This is a genomic window from Priestia sp. D51, from assembly GCF_053345675.1.
Genome location: NZ_JBLTIR010000001.1, coordinates 1,234,929 through 1,247,610, shown reverse-complemented (window position 1 = coordinate 1,247,610; position 12,682 = coordinate 1,234,929). Strand labels below are relative to the sequence as shown.

Genomic DNA, 12,682 nt, shown 5'->3' with positions numbered 1-12,682 from the left:
CATATACTTTTATAATAATGAGCGTTTACAAAAACGATTAAACGGCCTTAGCCCCTTAGAATACAGAGCTAAAGCCGTTTAGAAAGTTTTATTTATTTCCACTGTCTATTTGACAGGGGGCAGTTCACATCAGTTCACATGCTTCTTTTTCTTTTTTTCTGCAGAATAAGCGGAGCAAAAAAGAAAGGTGAGCCCTATTCCGCCTCCAACCATCATTGAATAGGAAAACGTATCTCTTAACGCTAGACCGCCTATCATTGACAATACAAACAGAAAATAAAACAGTAATGTGTAGTTCCTCTTCACAATCTCTACTCTCCCCTTCCCCATCATTTTCCGAAAACCAAATCATACAACCACGGAAGAACTCAGGGCCGCATGTATTACGCTTCTTGTAGCAGACGAAAAACCGCTTTTTAAGGTATTTTTATAGCGTTTGAAAAAGTGAAATGGTCAAAACTAACGTCAGCAAGGAGCCTGCGGATGTTAACATCATTATTTTTCGGTTACTCTGATTCTTTTCAGGTTTTAAAAACTCTTGAATGGCTACGAACCAAATCACAAAAGTGATTAAAGAAAGTATCCCCATAGACATACGAGCATCTCCATCCTTATATGTATTTAAATTTTTTAACATATTTAATCAACAAACTTTCCCGACCGAGTTGCGAAAATAAATGTTACTCTCTACTTAATATTAACATAAAATTCCATAATTTTTTAATGTGTGATGTAAAAACCGCAGCATTTTAGAAAATAAGCTATTTATAAAACGCTCATTTGAACTAAAAATGAACATAAAGCTGTCTCTGGCTATTCTCCACTTTACAAATGATATACTTATTTATAGAAAAACCTCTCAGATCTCACCCAGTACTTACCCTACCCTCAGAGGAAGAAAGTGTACATTGTTAGGAGGAAACGAAATGATTAAGAAACTAGACCATTTTGTACTAACGGTAAAAGACGTTGAAAGAACCATTCACTTTTATACGGTTATCTTAGGCATGCAAAAAGAAACGTTCGGAGAAGGAAGAATAGCGCTTCGGTTTGGCGAACAAAAAATAAACTTACATCAAGCGGGCCATGAATTTGAGCCTAAAGCAAATCACCCTCTTCCAGGTTCCGCTGATTTATGTTTTATTACAGAAGAAAAGATCGAAAGCATAATCCATCATTTACAAAAACATAATGTAGAAATTGAAGAAGGACCGGTCAAACGAACAGGTGCTTTAGGTCCGATCGTTTCTGTCTACATAAGAGATCCTGATTACAATTTGATTGAGGTGTCGAACTACGTAGATTAAAGTGTTCTTATGAAAAAAAAGAGAATGCACAAGGCATTCTCTTTTTAAATGGCTATATAAGGTACTACTCTTTAGACTTGCCTACCTCTACTTTTTTCGTAAACATTTTCATGTCACCATCTACCGTAACATGAGCGGTAATCATATATTCGCCGTCTTCTTTAAACGTATAGTCCGTGCTGTAGACGCCTTTTCCTTCGTGCGGTGCTTTTGTCATTTCTTGATTGATGTAGCCTTCTTTTTCAACTTGGAACTGTACGTCGTCCGCGTTTTCTACTTTTTTATCTCCTTGTGTCACAAGGACTTTAAGCTTGACTTGTTCATTTGCTTGAATGGATTCCGGTACTTCAATCGTTCCTTTTACTTCTTTTGAACGTGAATCATTTCCTTTTGAACATCCTACTATAGCTATCATTAAAACAAATAATACGATGGTGAGTTTTTTCATTATGTTGTTCTCCTTTGTTATGTAAATGTGACGTCTTCCTGCAATTTCATATTATACTCATTTATCCGGTAAAAAGAGAAAAATTGCTTATTGTCCACATAAAGTTCTTATTTCTACAGTAGCTTTTGCATCTTTTCATTTCTCTAATCGTCATTTCCTTCACAAAAAAGCTGAAGAAGCGTATTGCCTTCTCCAGCTTTACCTTTATCTCTGCGGTTCTTCTAGCGTATAAGCAGACAGTGCGTTTTCGACCCATCGTACAAAATCTTTGCTTGCTCCCCAGTCAATATTTAATACCCCTTCTGCGCTTCCTGAAGGAATACACTTAACTTTGTTTGGACCCGACACATTTTCTAGAATAATGGTTAGTGATCCTCTGCCGCCGGTGCGGAAAAAATAGCGTTCAAACACAAGTGTGCACAGCTGCTTGCCGTCTCCAAGGTCATAATATTCTTTGTATAGTAAGTCACTTTCCGAATTATTTGCGTTCACAAGCTTTTTTGCTCCATCAAAAGGAAGCAGCGTCGTTTTAAATTCAATTACCTTTCCCATCACTCAAGCCCCTTTCTATCGCAACAGATACCTACTACTTCTCTTTTTCCCTCTAAAAAACCTGCCGCTTCTCTTTATGTACAATATGGTACAATAGAAAAGAAAAAGAATTGTTTGAACGGAAAAAGGAGCATGCAACCTCTATGAATACACGAGATCAACTTATCCAAAATGTGGTTTCCACGATGCGAAACCAAACGAAAAAAATGCAGCTATCGGTTATCCCCACTTTAAAATCATATATTCCTTTAAATGAATTTTTAGCGCTTCGCCTGCTGTATAAAGAAGGCAATCATATCGTTTCTGAGATTGCCGAGCATATGCACATCTCAAACAGCAGCATGACGTGCGTCAGCGACCGTCTCATGGAAAGAGAATTTGTCACGCGCGTACGCAGTCAAAAAGACCGCCGCGTTGTCTACTTATCGATTACGGATAAAGGAAAAGCGTTTGCAGAAGAAATGGAAAAAGTGCTCACTAAAGAATACGGTGAAAAGCTTAGCCATTTTACGGATGAAGAATTACAGACGTTTCTTCGCTTGTTAAATAAAATGGATATTTAATAAAAAACCAGATGCCCGCTAAGCAGGCCTCTGGTTTTTATTTGTGTTAGTTGTCATTTACCTTCAAATTAAAGGCGTCTGAAGTTAAGTCTTTTGACCAATCTTTTTCGTGATCACTTACATACGGAATAAATCGAAGCATAGTGACGTCCTTATCATTTCGGTACTCTCCGTCCATCTCTATCACTGTGTCTGTTCCTCCTCCACTGCCGCTTTCAGAAAGATTTCTTCCATTTTGATCTTTTATGTCTACACCAACATCCGTTCCGCCCCGGATGCTTCCGTTTGATGATGTAAACGTATAGTGCATTTTAATCGAAACAGGCGATACGCGAACTTCTTTAATAGACAGTACGCCTTCTATTCCCTTTTCGCTAATCGGAATTTCCTTGTTTAACGGATACACTTTAGTATCAGCAATAATTTTTGAGCCGTTTACGCTGGTGTGTACGGTCCAATTCCCTTTAATTTCTCCGTACGAATCCCGGTAGTTCCCGCTTTTCGTCTGACCAGGATTCTTTTCAAATTCGAGGCTTGTGAACTGCGCGCTGATTTGATAGTTTTTATTCGGATCAATATGATCTAGCACGCTGTAGCCTTTCACATCGATTTTCCCGTCTCCGTTCGTGTCCGCTTGCGTTAATTTTAAAGTGTACAGATAGTCCCAGCTTCCGTCTTTGTTTTTGATTGGTTCCTCTCTAATACTTGAAGCAGAATCAAAAAACGACATATTACCAATTTTCACGCGCAGCTCTCCCGGTCGAATTGGGGTGTTTCGGTTAAGACCTAGTGCCGTTCTTCTAAATTCATCTGCGCTAATGGTTAACCCAAGCAGCACCTGTCCGTCATCAAGCATCATTTCATTTACTTTTACTTGAATGCCTTGGTCCGTTGCCGTTTCATTTACCGCTTTTTTATAGCTGCTCAAACTGCCTTCAGGCTTGTTCATAAGCAGCTCAATTTGCTGACCGAGTTGCTGACTGATTCGCACAGCCGATGCCCATACCGTTTCGTTTTTCATCATCACAGGCGTCACAGCAAGCAGCAGCACTGCAGCGGCAATCAGCGGACGCACTTTTTTCCGCACCGGCTTTATTTCACGTTTTAAACGTTTTTTCATTCGTTTTTTCTCTCTTTCCGTTAGCTCGATTTCTTCATATTCATCAACATCTATAGACGATCCGTTTAATAAGTCGTACTGATTTTTCATCTTTGTCCCTCCTTATTTCTTATTTAAAAATGGCTTTTAATTTTTTTCGTCCGCGCGACAGCCGGTTGTATAAATTGCTGATGGTGGTCTCTTGTTTTTTCGCAATTTGCTTCAGCTCGATTTCCTGTAAGTAATACGCTTTAAACAGCTCGCGGTCTCCTTCACTTAAGTGACCTAAAAGTTCTTCCAAGTCGTCCCCTCGAACGTTATGAACTCCTGATGTTTCACCAAATTCCGCTTCATTAAGCGATTCGTGCTGCGTTTTTATGTATTTGCGCTGATAGTCAATGGCTTTGTACTTTGCAACAGCTGCAACCCAGTTTTTAAACGTATTTTTCTCCGAATCAAAGCGGTGAATATGATGCCATACCGCTAATAATACGTCGTTTATACACTCTTCTTCATAGCTTTTTAACGTGCCTAAATGCTTGCGGACGATGGCCGTAATTAATCCTCCGTACTGATCAATTAACAGCTCCAGCCCTTTTTCTTTTTTACGCATTATACTCGCAACAATCCAGTCATCTTCCATGACATTGCTCCTTTCTCCTTGCTTTTACATCTATTAATACGCATTCTTTTTACAAAACCTATCAATCTTCTTAAATTAAATAAAAAATAAGCTTGTTCCGTATTTCTCTCGCTGATAAAATAAGCTAAAACCTTTGAAGGAGGCCGCTATGATTAACTATCCTTTTCTGACATCCAACCCAACTATCGGCGTAACCGCACCGTCTTCTGGCGTACCGAAGTCTCTTCATTCTATGTTTTCTTTGTCGTGTGAACGAATGGAGGAAAAAGGCTTTTCTGTCATACCGGGAGAAACCGCTTGGACGCAGCATAAAGCAAAATCCGCTTCTCCTAAAAAACGGGCAAGTGAACTTCAAGCCATGATTGCTGATGAAAACATTGATATCCTTATCCCGCCTTGGGGAGGCGAGCTGCTCATTGAAATTCTTGAACATCTCGACTTTACGAAATGGAAAACAAAATGGGTGCTTGGTTACTCTGACACCAGCGTTCTTTTGCTGGCTATTACACTTAATACCGGGATTGCAACGGCTCATGGAACCAACTTTGTGGATTTACGCGGAGAATACTGGGATAAAACGACTGCGATGTGGCAGCAGGTGCTGACGACCAAAAAAGGAGAAAGCGTAGCTCAAGTTTCTTCTGATCGCTATCAAACAGAATGGCAGCATGACAACCCGTCACCGTGCGTGTTTCATTTAACCGAGCAAACGGCTTGGAAGCACACAGCGTCAAGCGACGTTCATATCCAAGGACGCCTGCTCGGAGGATGTATTGACGTAATCAGGCACTTGGTAGGAACTCCTTTTGGAGATGTAAAAGCTTTTCGAGAAAAATATATTCCTGCTGAACCGGTCATTTGGTACTTTGACAACTGTGAACTGACGACTGTAGACCTTCGCCGCTCACTTCTTCAGCTTAAGCTAGCGGGCTGGTTTGATAACTGCTCGGGCATTTTATTCGGCAGAAGCATTGCTAATCAACCCGTTGATTCCTACACGGCTGAAGATGTGTATCATGATCTTGCCTCTGACTTACATATTCCAGTTATCTATGACATCGACTGCGGCCACCTCCCTCCTCAGCTCACGCTTATTAACGGCGCGTATGCGCGTATTAACGTAGAGAAGAATAAAGGCACGGTCGTTCAACACTTTACGTAAAAAAAGAGGCTTGTATATAAGTAGGTTATTTAATTGAAGAAAAATTCGAACGAACTTGATTCTTGATGCAGAATCCAATTCGTTCGGATTTTTTTATGGGTATGGTGCATGTAGGTTTGTTTCATATATGTAGGTGCTTCCAATGATTGATTGGAGGGCAAGACGAAGACTCCTGCGGGAAAAACGGAACAAGTGAGACCCCGCAGGAGCGTTCGGGACGAGGAGGCTCACCGGCCGCCCGCGGAAAGCGAAGTCTTGCACGGAAATCAACCGCGATTCATTTCGTCGTTTCACAATTTTGTTTTACATATCTGTCATCAGTAATACAAACGTCCCAAATAAGAAAAAAGTTGCACCAAACCACGAATGATAGTGCTCTTTTTGTTTTCTTTCAAACTTCCATTCTTCAAATCCTCGAATTACGTACAGGAAAAAAAAGAAAAGAAACAGAAAAACGGAGGTATAGGCTGGAGGTATAACAAAGATCAGCACTAAAAACGCAGCAAGCATCACCATTTCAAGTGTGATAAACAGCGGACGCCTTCCCTTAAAGCTTCTCCAATAGCTTTTTTTCATCTTTGTATTCAGCTTCTTTCGCATGGCAAGATCCAGAAAGATATAAACGACTGCCAGAATCAGCAAATACACAAGCGTCATTTCCGTCCCTCCTTCCGACTTAAAATATCCTTATACTTCCATTTTAAAGGACTTTCCATAAATTTCAAGTATCTAAAAAACTTTATCCAACTTATTAGTGCAAGCATTCATATATTTAAAAATCGCTAATATATTGACTAATGTACAGGTTGAATTCTCTGTATAAACTCACCTAGAGGGGGACATCAAGTTATGAGAATAAAAGAAGTGAAGCAAGGTGCACTCACAGCGCTGAAAAATCGCTGGGGATTCGCCGTACTGCTTACGTTCGTTACGTATCTAATTGCTGCCGGTATTCCAGGACTTATTGACTTTCTTGTTAACGGATTTCCAAGCGGGTCTGAAACCGAATACTCTCAGTCTACCTTAGCTAATATTGTATCCCTGCTGCTCGTACCGCTCTTTTTCTCTTACTACTGGGTACTATTGCGTCTGGTGCGAGGAGAAAGTGTACGTGTAGGAAACGTGTTTGATTCATTTTCATCTGCAGGATTATACTTTAGAACCCTCGGACTTTACTTGCTAACGATTATTTATACCGTGCTGTGGAGTATTTTATTAATCATTCCCGGTATCATCAAAAGCCTTGCCTATTCACAGGCTTACTACGTATTCCGCGATAACCCAGATTATTCGGTGAACCAGTCTATTACTGAAAGCAGACGGTTAATGAACGGCTACAAGTGGACCTACTTTTTACTCGTTTTAAGCTTTATCGGCTGGGGAATTTTAAGCTTGATTACGCTTGGCATCGGGTTATTATGGCTTGTTCCGTATGTAACGACTTCGCTTGGCGTATTCTATGAAAAGCTAAAAGCAAATGAAACAGAAGTTGCTGAATAGAAGAAAAACCGTATTCGAGTTGCGAATACGGTTTTTTTATGGGTGATTTCAAGCTGCCTGGTCTCCTCCAGCAGAAGGTCTTGCCTTTTTATTCTTCGCTTTTTTATTCACTAAATAAATACTGATAATAATAAGCGCTAACCCTACAAGAAGTGACGATGTAAACGGTTCGTCTAAAAAGAGTGTTCCAATGACAATTGAAATAATCGGCACAAGAAAATTAAACGACGCCACTTTGCTGGCATCTCCGTGGCTGATTAAATGAAAATAAATAAGCCACGCAACGGCAACGGAAAACAGTGCTAAAAATAAAAGCAGCAGCACAGATGATGAATTCCACACCATATGAGACCACCCTTCTACTCCACTGCCTGTCGCTGTCATAACCACTCCGCCGACAAGACTTTGAATGGTAATAAGCCAAATGCCATCTACGCTGTCACTAATACGTTTGATATAGACAGTTCCAATCGCCCAGCTCAGTGCCGTAAGCACAGCAAGAATAATTCCAACGGCTGAAGCATTAGCAGATAATTCCCCCATGCTGATAGTGGCTACGCCTACAAACCCAAGAATCAAGCCCCCTACTTTCACAGCGTTCATGCTTTCTCCAATCCATAGCCATGCAATGATGCCGATGAGTACCGGCTGCAAGTAGACAATCACGCTGAAGACACCCGCTGGCATAAACATAAGTCCGAGCGTTTGCAGTCCGTAGAATAAGATGGCATTAAATAAACCTGATACCATGTATTTATGCCAGTTCTGCTTCCAGTGAAGCCGTTTATATCGTGGCAGTGCAACTGCTAATAACACAATTCCTGCAAGTAATGACCTCACGCCAGATAACAAAATCGGCGATGAATACCCAAGCGCCAGCTTCGATACCGGCCACGTTAATCCCCAAATCAGTACAAGAGCAGCTAAAAGAATCCCGTTAATAAAAGATGATGACTGTTTCATACAACAACCACTTCTACATATATGAATGTAAATGATTCACGCGTTCATTACTCCTTGTATACTACGCTTCTTTTTCACTCGCTTCAACTGGATGCTTTTGATGTAATTTATGTATAGCAGTTAGTAACTGAGTTTCTTTTATGACAGCGTATCTTTCTTCTCTATGTGTTCATTTAGAAAAAAATAAAATGCGTCGCTAGGGAACAATATCACTTTTTACCTATAGCTTTTATACATCCTAAAAGCCTTGAAGCCATTCAGCTGCTGGGTTTCTGCTCCCCTTTTTCATTTAGCTGACATATTTTCTAATAAATCTATGAATCTCCTAAACATTTCTACCTAGATGAATTGTCAGAATTATTACAGAGAAGGTGACAATTCTACTTATATCGCCCTTTAATATTAAAACTATGTTACAAAATGTCGTAATTTGGAATTAGATGTTTACTTTTCCTGTCAGGATTGATAGACTCACAGTTGTGAATAAAACAAGTTATGGAAAGGGAGAAAGAACATGCTAAAGAAAGCAAATCGTACAGTTATGAATATGGGGTTAGCAGCATTACTTGTTCCCGCTGCCCTAACATTTAGCACAACTTCAGCAAGTGCAAATGACGGAGGCGCTGCACCAGCACCCGTACAAGAAAAGGTAACGCCAAGCGTACCTCAACAACAAGCAACTACTACTAATCAAAAAGTCATCGTAAACGTGAGTGCGTTAAATATTCGTCAAGGAGCTAGCTTTTCATCTCCAGTTGTTGGAACGGCAACACAAGGCCAAGAGTTTGCTATTTTAAAAGAAGCAAACGGCTTAGTTGAAATTGCACCAAACAAATGGATTTCAAAAAGCTCAAGCTACGTAACAATTGCATCAGGTAAACCAAGCGCAAGCCAAGTAAAAGGTGTAAGCACATCAACTCCTTCTACTTCTACTTCTACAGCATCTACATCTGCAGCAAAAGAAACTAGCACACCAGCACCTGCTCCAACAACAAGCACGGCTTCTGGAAGCACAGTAAATGTTGCACGTAGTTTAGTAGGATCACCTTACCAATGGGCAGGAAACACACCAAGCGGATTTGACTGCTCAGGCTTTATCGCATACGTGTTCAACCATAGCGGTCACAGCATTTCACGTACAAGCGTAGCCAACTACTGGAACATGGCGACAAAAATTTCGTCTCCACAACCAGGCGATCTAGTATTCTTCCAAAACACATACACAAGCGGCCCATCTCACATGGGAATCTACATCGGAAATGGCCAAATGATTCACGCTGGTTCACACGGTGTAGCTGTAGCTGACCTAGATGTTTCTTACTATCAAGATCATTTCTTAGGATACGGACGCTTCTAAGAAAAAAATGCCCTCCAATCGTTAGATACGTTCTAACGATTGGAGGGCATTTACTTTTTATCGCTGCGCGACAGAAAGCGCCTTTTCAATCCGCGTTTGAAATTTATTTTTCCAGTCTTCCGCAAGCTCAGCCACTTCTAAAGCCCGCTGCATTCCTTCTACATCTTTTGAATGATGGAAATATAAATCAAGCGTGAACCACACGGATACTTGGTCCGGATGAGCTTGAATTAATTTCACTTCCGCGTCTTTCGTAATCGTACCTTCTTTCAGCACGCGGCAAAGATAGCCGGTATAGCTTGTCTCAATCATTCGTTTTAAAATCCCTTTAACGCCCGTTCTCTTTGTAATCGTGTCGCATGGATTTCGCCCTTGCGTCACTTGAATAACGGCGTCTCCCACTTGATAAACGTCTCCAATGCATACGTCTTTTTCAACCATGCCCGCTAAGACAAGATTTTCTCCAAACGCAGACATGGGCAGCTCCGTATCAAACTCTTCGTTCCATTTTTTGTAGTGCTCATACGGATACACGCACACCGCACGATCCGGTCCGCCGTGATACCTTAAGTCCGCTACGCCGTCGCCTTGAAACCCTTCTTTTGCTAAAAACGTTTCGTCTACTTGCTTTTTGCATATACCTGTCCGCATTTCTTTGTCAGAGCCGTATGCCATTTGTTCGGGCATGCCGGTTGCTAAATGAATCAGCTTTCTCTCAGGTGTTGTCATTATGTTTACACCTCTTTTATCATTTTTACTAGTTTACCACATTTATAGAGCGTTTTATTTACTGGATGTACTCATGAGCTGTCTCAGCGGTTTCCACTTAAGTCCTAGTGCATAATTAATAGCGGTAGCTGCGACAAATCCAAGCAGCACTCCCGAAACGGTCGGCATAAATAAAGATGGAAACACGGCTACGCACGCTAGTGTTACCACAAAATTTCCTGTATACGACCATTTTGGATGCTTTGAAAAAAATGTTTGAATACTATTCATTGTTAACTCCTTTATGCGATTGCTTTATAATCCCTCATGAATATTCTACCATTAAAAAGGAAAAGTTTCTCTAAAACGACGTATTATAGGTCATTTTGTCTCTTTTTTACTTCTCATGCTGTAATTCCAAGAACCGGAAGTATCATAAATTTTTAAAAATATTTCACAATTATATTAAAAATATCTTCATTTCCCCTTTTTCTTTTGTTCAAAATGATTTAAGATAGTAGAGGCTGTCGAAATATAAGTTATTATGTCAGTTCTGCATGTTTTTTTACATATTAGCACATAGTAAATATTATTTTACAATTACGTCATTTTTTATAATGGCCTAAAAAATTTTGCCCATTTTTAACAAAATTGGCGTAGAAGTTCCGTTTTTGTATAAAATAGAGGCCGATTTACATAGTCATTTCTATGCACGTCCCTCTTTTATAAATATAGAATACATGTAAGGAGAAAAGTAAATGTCAATTTTAATGGGAATTATCGGGATTGTAATTATCTTAGCAGTTGCATTCCTCATGTCAAACGACAGGAAACTTATCAACTATAAAGGCATCGCAGTTATGCTTGTCATCCAGCTTGCTATCTCTGCTTTTATGATGAATACATCGATTGGTCGCAAGGTGCTTGACTTTATCACGAGTGTATTTACAAAGATCTTATCATTTGGTAACGACGGAATTTCGTTCGTGTTTGGAGATCTTGCAGGAAAAGGCATTTTCTTTATCCAAACGTTAGTTATGATTGTATTCGTTTCAGCATTATTAAGTATTTTAAACTACTCTCGTATTTTACCCTTTGGGATCAAATATATTGGAGGACTTGTTTCAAAAATTACCGGACTTCCCCAAATTGAAAGCTTCACAGCCGTGAATGCGATGATCTTTGGTGATACAACGGCGCTAATTGCGGTGAAAAACCACATCGGAGGTTTAACACCAAACCGTTTATTTATCGTTACAACAACGTCTTTAGTATCCGTTTCTTGTTCGATTCTAGGCGCATACATGCAGATGATTCCGGCGGAATACGTATTAATTGCCCTTCCGCTAAACGTATTCTCTGGTTTAATCGTTTCTTCTATCGTTGCACCAGTAAAAGTAGAAGATGAAAACGAAGTAGATATCAAAGCGCCTGCTAAACAAGGCACGCTGTTTGAAGCAATCGGTGACGGAGCCCTAGACGGCGGACGCGTTGCGTTAATCGTAGCAGCTATGCTTGTAACGTACGTTGGTCTTTTAGCATTAGTGAACTACGTATTAAACGGCGTAATCGGATTAACTGTTCAAGACATTTTAGGCTATATCTTCTACCCAATTGCCTTTATCATGGGTATCCCGGCAGACGAACTAATGAGAGCCGGCGGCGTAATGGGAACAAAAGTAGTAGCAAACGAATTCGTTGCCATGCTTGACTTCCAAAAAATGATGCCTCACCTTTCTGAAAAAACGGTTGGGATCGTATCAGCTTACTTAATCTCATTTGCAAACTTCAGCTCAATTGGTATCGTTCTTGGTACGATCCAAGCAATCAACGGCGAACAAGCTTCACGCGTTGCGAAGTTTGGCTTGAAGATGCTGTTAGTGGCAACAATGGGATCGATTTTAACAGGTATTATGGTTGGATTGTTTATTTAATGGAAAAGCACTCACTGTTGGTGAGTGCTTTTTTAGCTTTTATATCTGTTTTTAATTCATATCAACAATAGAAGTAACGCGGTAGTTATCATTGTAGCTGACGTTTACTACGTATTGCTTCGATTCGCCTTCTTTCACCTTTCCCGTTACCTCTATATACTCAAAACCACGGTCCGCAAAATCTGCTTTTTCCACCACTAAGTCTTTATGTCTTTTTTCTTTAAAGTATGTAACGGCTGCCTGCTCTGCCTTATGGAACATTTGATCATTTTGTTTTTGCTCCATTTGTTTTTCTTTAGAATGGTTCATATACATTCCTGCGCCTACGACTAGGAGTATAAGAACTGAACAAAAAATGAGAGCTTTTTTCATTGCTTTTCTCCTTTTTAGCAATACTGCAAGCTTTCTGTTGGGTTTATCCTGTAATCTGCCTCAACCTTTTAATT

17 protein-coding genes are annotated in these 12,682 nt (G+C 40.1%); 7 read left to right on the top strand and 10 right to left on the bottom strand.

Annotation, left to right across the window (positions count from 1 at the left end):
• Window position 1 precedes the first annotated feature (1 nt).
• A complete protein-coding gene (locus ACNHOZ_RS06615) occupies window positions 2-82 on the top strand; it encodes an IS3 family transposase (protein WP_447697073.1) in 81 nt (26 codons plus the stop codon).
• A gap of 345 nt (window positions 83-427) precedes the next feature.
• Here the strand turns inward: ACNHOZ_RS06615 and ACNHOZ_RS06610 are convergent, their stop codons facing one another.
• Window positions 428-595 carry a hypothetical protein gene (locus ACNHOZ_RS06610; RefSeq protein ID WP_013058248.1) on the bottom strand — a complete coding sequence of 56 codons (168 nt, stop codon included), beginning with the start codon at window positions 593-595 and terminating at the stop codon, window positions 428-430.
• 331 nt (window positions 596-926) lie between these two features.
• On the opposite strand from ACNHOZ_RS06610, the gene ACNHOZ_RS06605 reads away from it, so the two are divergent.
• Window positions 927-1,307, top strand: coding sequence for a VOC family protein (locus ACNHOZ_RS06605; protein WP_394553981.1), 381 nt, complete (start codon window positions 927-929; stop codon window positions 1,305-1,307).
• 64 nt (window positions 1,308-1,371) lie between these two features.
• Here the strand turns inward: ACNHOZ_RS06605 and ACNHOZ_RS06600 are convergent, their stop codons facing one another.
• Both ACNHOZ_RS06600 and ACNHOZ_RS06595 read right to left on the bottom strand, forming a co-directional pair.
• Window positions 1,372-1,755: a FixH family protein gene (locus tag ACNHOZ_RS06600; protein ID WP_154973942.1), complete on the bottom strand. Its 384-nt coding sequence runs from the start codon at window positions 1,753-1,755 to the stop codon at window positions 1,372-1,374.
• A 204-nt stretch (window positions 1,756-1,959) separates the two neighbouring features.
• Window positions 1,960-2,307, bottom strand: a complete 348-nt coding sequence (locus ACNHOZ_RS06595; protein ID WP_028414741.1) for a DUF6054 family protein — start codon at window positions 2,305-2,307, stop codon at window positions 1,960-1,962.
• A gap of 143 nt (window positions 2,308-2,450) precedes the next feature.
• On the opposite strand from ACNHOZ_RS06595, the gene ACNHOZ_RS06590 reads away from it, so the two are divergent.
• Window positions 2,451-2,870, top strand: coding sequence for a MarR family winged helix-turn-helix transcriptional regulator (locus ACNHOZ_RS06590; RefSeq protein ID WP_016765035.1), 420 nt, complete (start codon window positions 2,451-2,453; stop codon window positions 2,868-2,870).
• Window positions 2,871-2,916: 46 nt separating this feature from the next.
• Here the strand turns inward: ACNHOZ_RS06590 and ACNHOZ_RS06585 are convergent, their stop codons facing one another.
• Both ACNHOZ_RS06585 and ACNHOZ_RS06580 read right to left on the bottom strand, forming a co-directional pair.
• Complete coding sequence (locus ACNHOZ_RS06585; protein WP_115654558.1) at window positions 2,917-4,080, bottom strand: DUF4179 domain-containing protein; 1,164 nt, start codon at window positions 4,078-4,080, stop codon at window positions 2,917-2,919.
• Between the two features lie 19 nt (window positions 4,081-4,099).
• Window positions 4,100-4,612, bottom strand: coding sequence for a sigma-70 family RNA polymerase sigma factor (locus ACNHOZ_RS06580; protein ID WP_447697070.1), 513 nt, complete (start codon window positions 4,610-4,612; stop codon window positions 4,100-4,102).
• Between the two features lie 148 nt (window positions 4,613-4,760).
• Between ACNHOZ_RS06580 and ACNHOZ_RS06575 the strand changes: the two genes are divergently transcribed.
• Entirely contained in the window at window positions 4,761-5,774 is a 1,014-nt protein-coding gene (locus tag ACNHOZ_RS06575; protein WP_447697069.1) for a S66 family peptidase, read from the top strand.
• Window positions 5,775-6,077: 303 nt separating this feature from the next.
• Here the strand turns inward: ACNHOZ_RS06575 and ACNHOZ_RS06570 are convergent, their stop codons facing one another.
• Window positions 6,078-6,350: a DUF4181 domain-containing protein gene (locus ACNHOZ_RS06570; RefSeq protein WP_230683499.1), complete on the bottom strand. Its 273-nt coding sequence runs from the start codon at window positions 6,348-6,350 to the stop codon at window positions 6,078-6,080.
• Between the two features lie 273 nt (window positions 6,351-6,623).
• Between ACNHOZ_RS06570 and ACNHOZ_RS06565 the strand changes: the two genes are divergently transcribed.
• The gene (locus ACNHOZ_RS06565) at window positions 6,624-7,274 is read left to right on the top strand and encodes a DUF975 family protein (RefSeq protein WP_034267099.1); all 651 of its coding nucleotides are present in this window, start codon (window positions 6,624-6,626) and stop codon (window positions 7,272-7,274) included.
• A gap of 48 nt (window positions 7,275-7,322) precedes the next feature.
• Here the strand turns inward: ACNHOZ_RS06565 and ACNHOZ_RS06560 are convergent, their stop codons facing one another.
• On the bottom strand, window positions 7,323-8,237 hold the full coding sequence (locus ACNHOZ_RS06560; RefSeq protein WP_063247515.1) for a DMT family transporter: 915 nt from the start codon (window positions 8,235-8,237) through the stop codon (window positions 7,323-7,325).
• 514 nt (window positions 8,238-8,751) lie between these two features.
• On the opposite strand from ACNHOZ_RS06560, the gene ACNHOZ_RS06555 reads away from it, so the two are divergent.
• Window positions 8,752-9,594 (top strand): C40 family peptidase, encoded by an 843-nt coding sequence (locus tag ACNHOZ_RS06555; RefSeq protein ID WP_221832307.1) that lies wholly within the window; start codon window positions 8,752-8,754, stop codon window positions 9,592-9,594.
• 57 nt (window positions 9,595-9,651) lie between these two features.
• Here the strand turns inward: ACNHOZ_RS06555 and ACNHOZ_RS06550 are convergent, their stop codons facing one another.
• Together ACNHOZ_RS06550 and ACNHOZ_RS06545 are read right to left on the bottom strand one after the other, a co-directional pair.
• The gene (locus tag ACNHOZ_RS06550) at window positions 9,652-10,323 is read right to left on the bottom strand and encodes an MOSC domain-containing protein (protein ID WP_221832305.1); all 672 of its coding nucleotides are present in this window, start codon (window positions 10,321-10,323) and stop codon (window positions 9,652-9,654) included.
• 54 nt (window positions 10,324-10,377) lie between these two features.
• Window positions 10,378-10,593 carry a hypothetical protein gene (locus ACNHOZ_RS06545; RefSeq protein WP_063247517.1) on the bottom strand — a complete coding sequence of 72 codons (216 nt, stop codon included), beginning with the start codon at window positions 10,591-10,593 and terminating at the stop codon, window positions 10,378-10,380.
• Window positions 10,594-11,060: 467 nt separating this feature from the next.
• On the opposite strand from ACNHOZ_RS06545, the gene ACNHOZ_RS06540 reads away from it, so the two are divergent.
• Window positions 11,061-12,236 (top strand): NupC/NupG family nucleoside CNT transporter, encoded by a 1,176-nt coding sequence (locus tag ACNHOZ_RS06540; protein WP_025750788.1) that lies wholly within the window; start codon window positions 11,061-11,063, stop codon window positions 12,234-12,236.
• A 51-nt stretch (window positions 12,237-12,287) separates the two neighbouring features.
• Here ACNHOZ_RS06540 and ACNHOZ_RS06535 read toward each other — a convergent pair whose 3' ends face one another.
• The gene (locus ACNHOZ_RS06535) at window positions 12,288-12,608 is read right to left on the bottom strand and encodes a hypothetical protein (RefSeq protein ID WP_275210946.1); all 321 of its coding nucleotides are present in this window, start codon (window positions 12,606-12,608) and stop codon (window positions 12,288-12,290) included.
• Between the last annotated feature and the right edge of the window lie 74 nt (window positions 12,609-12,682).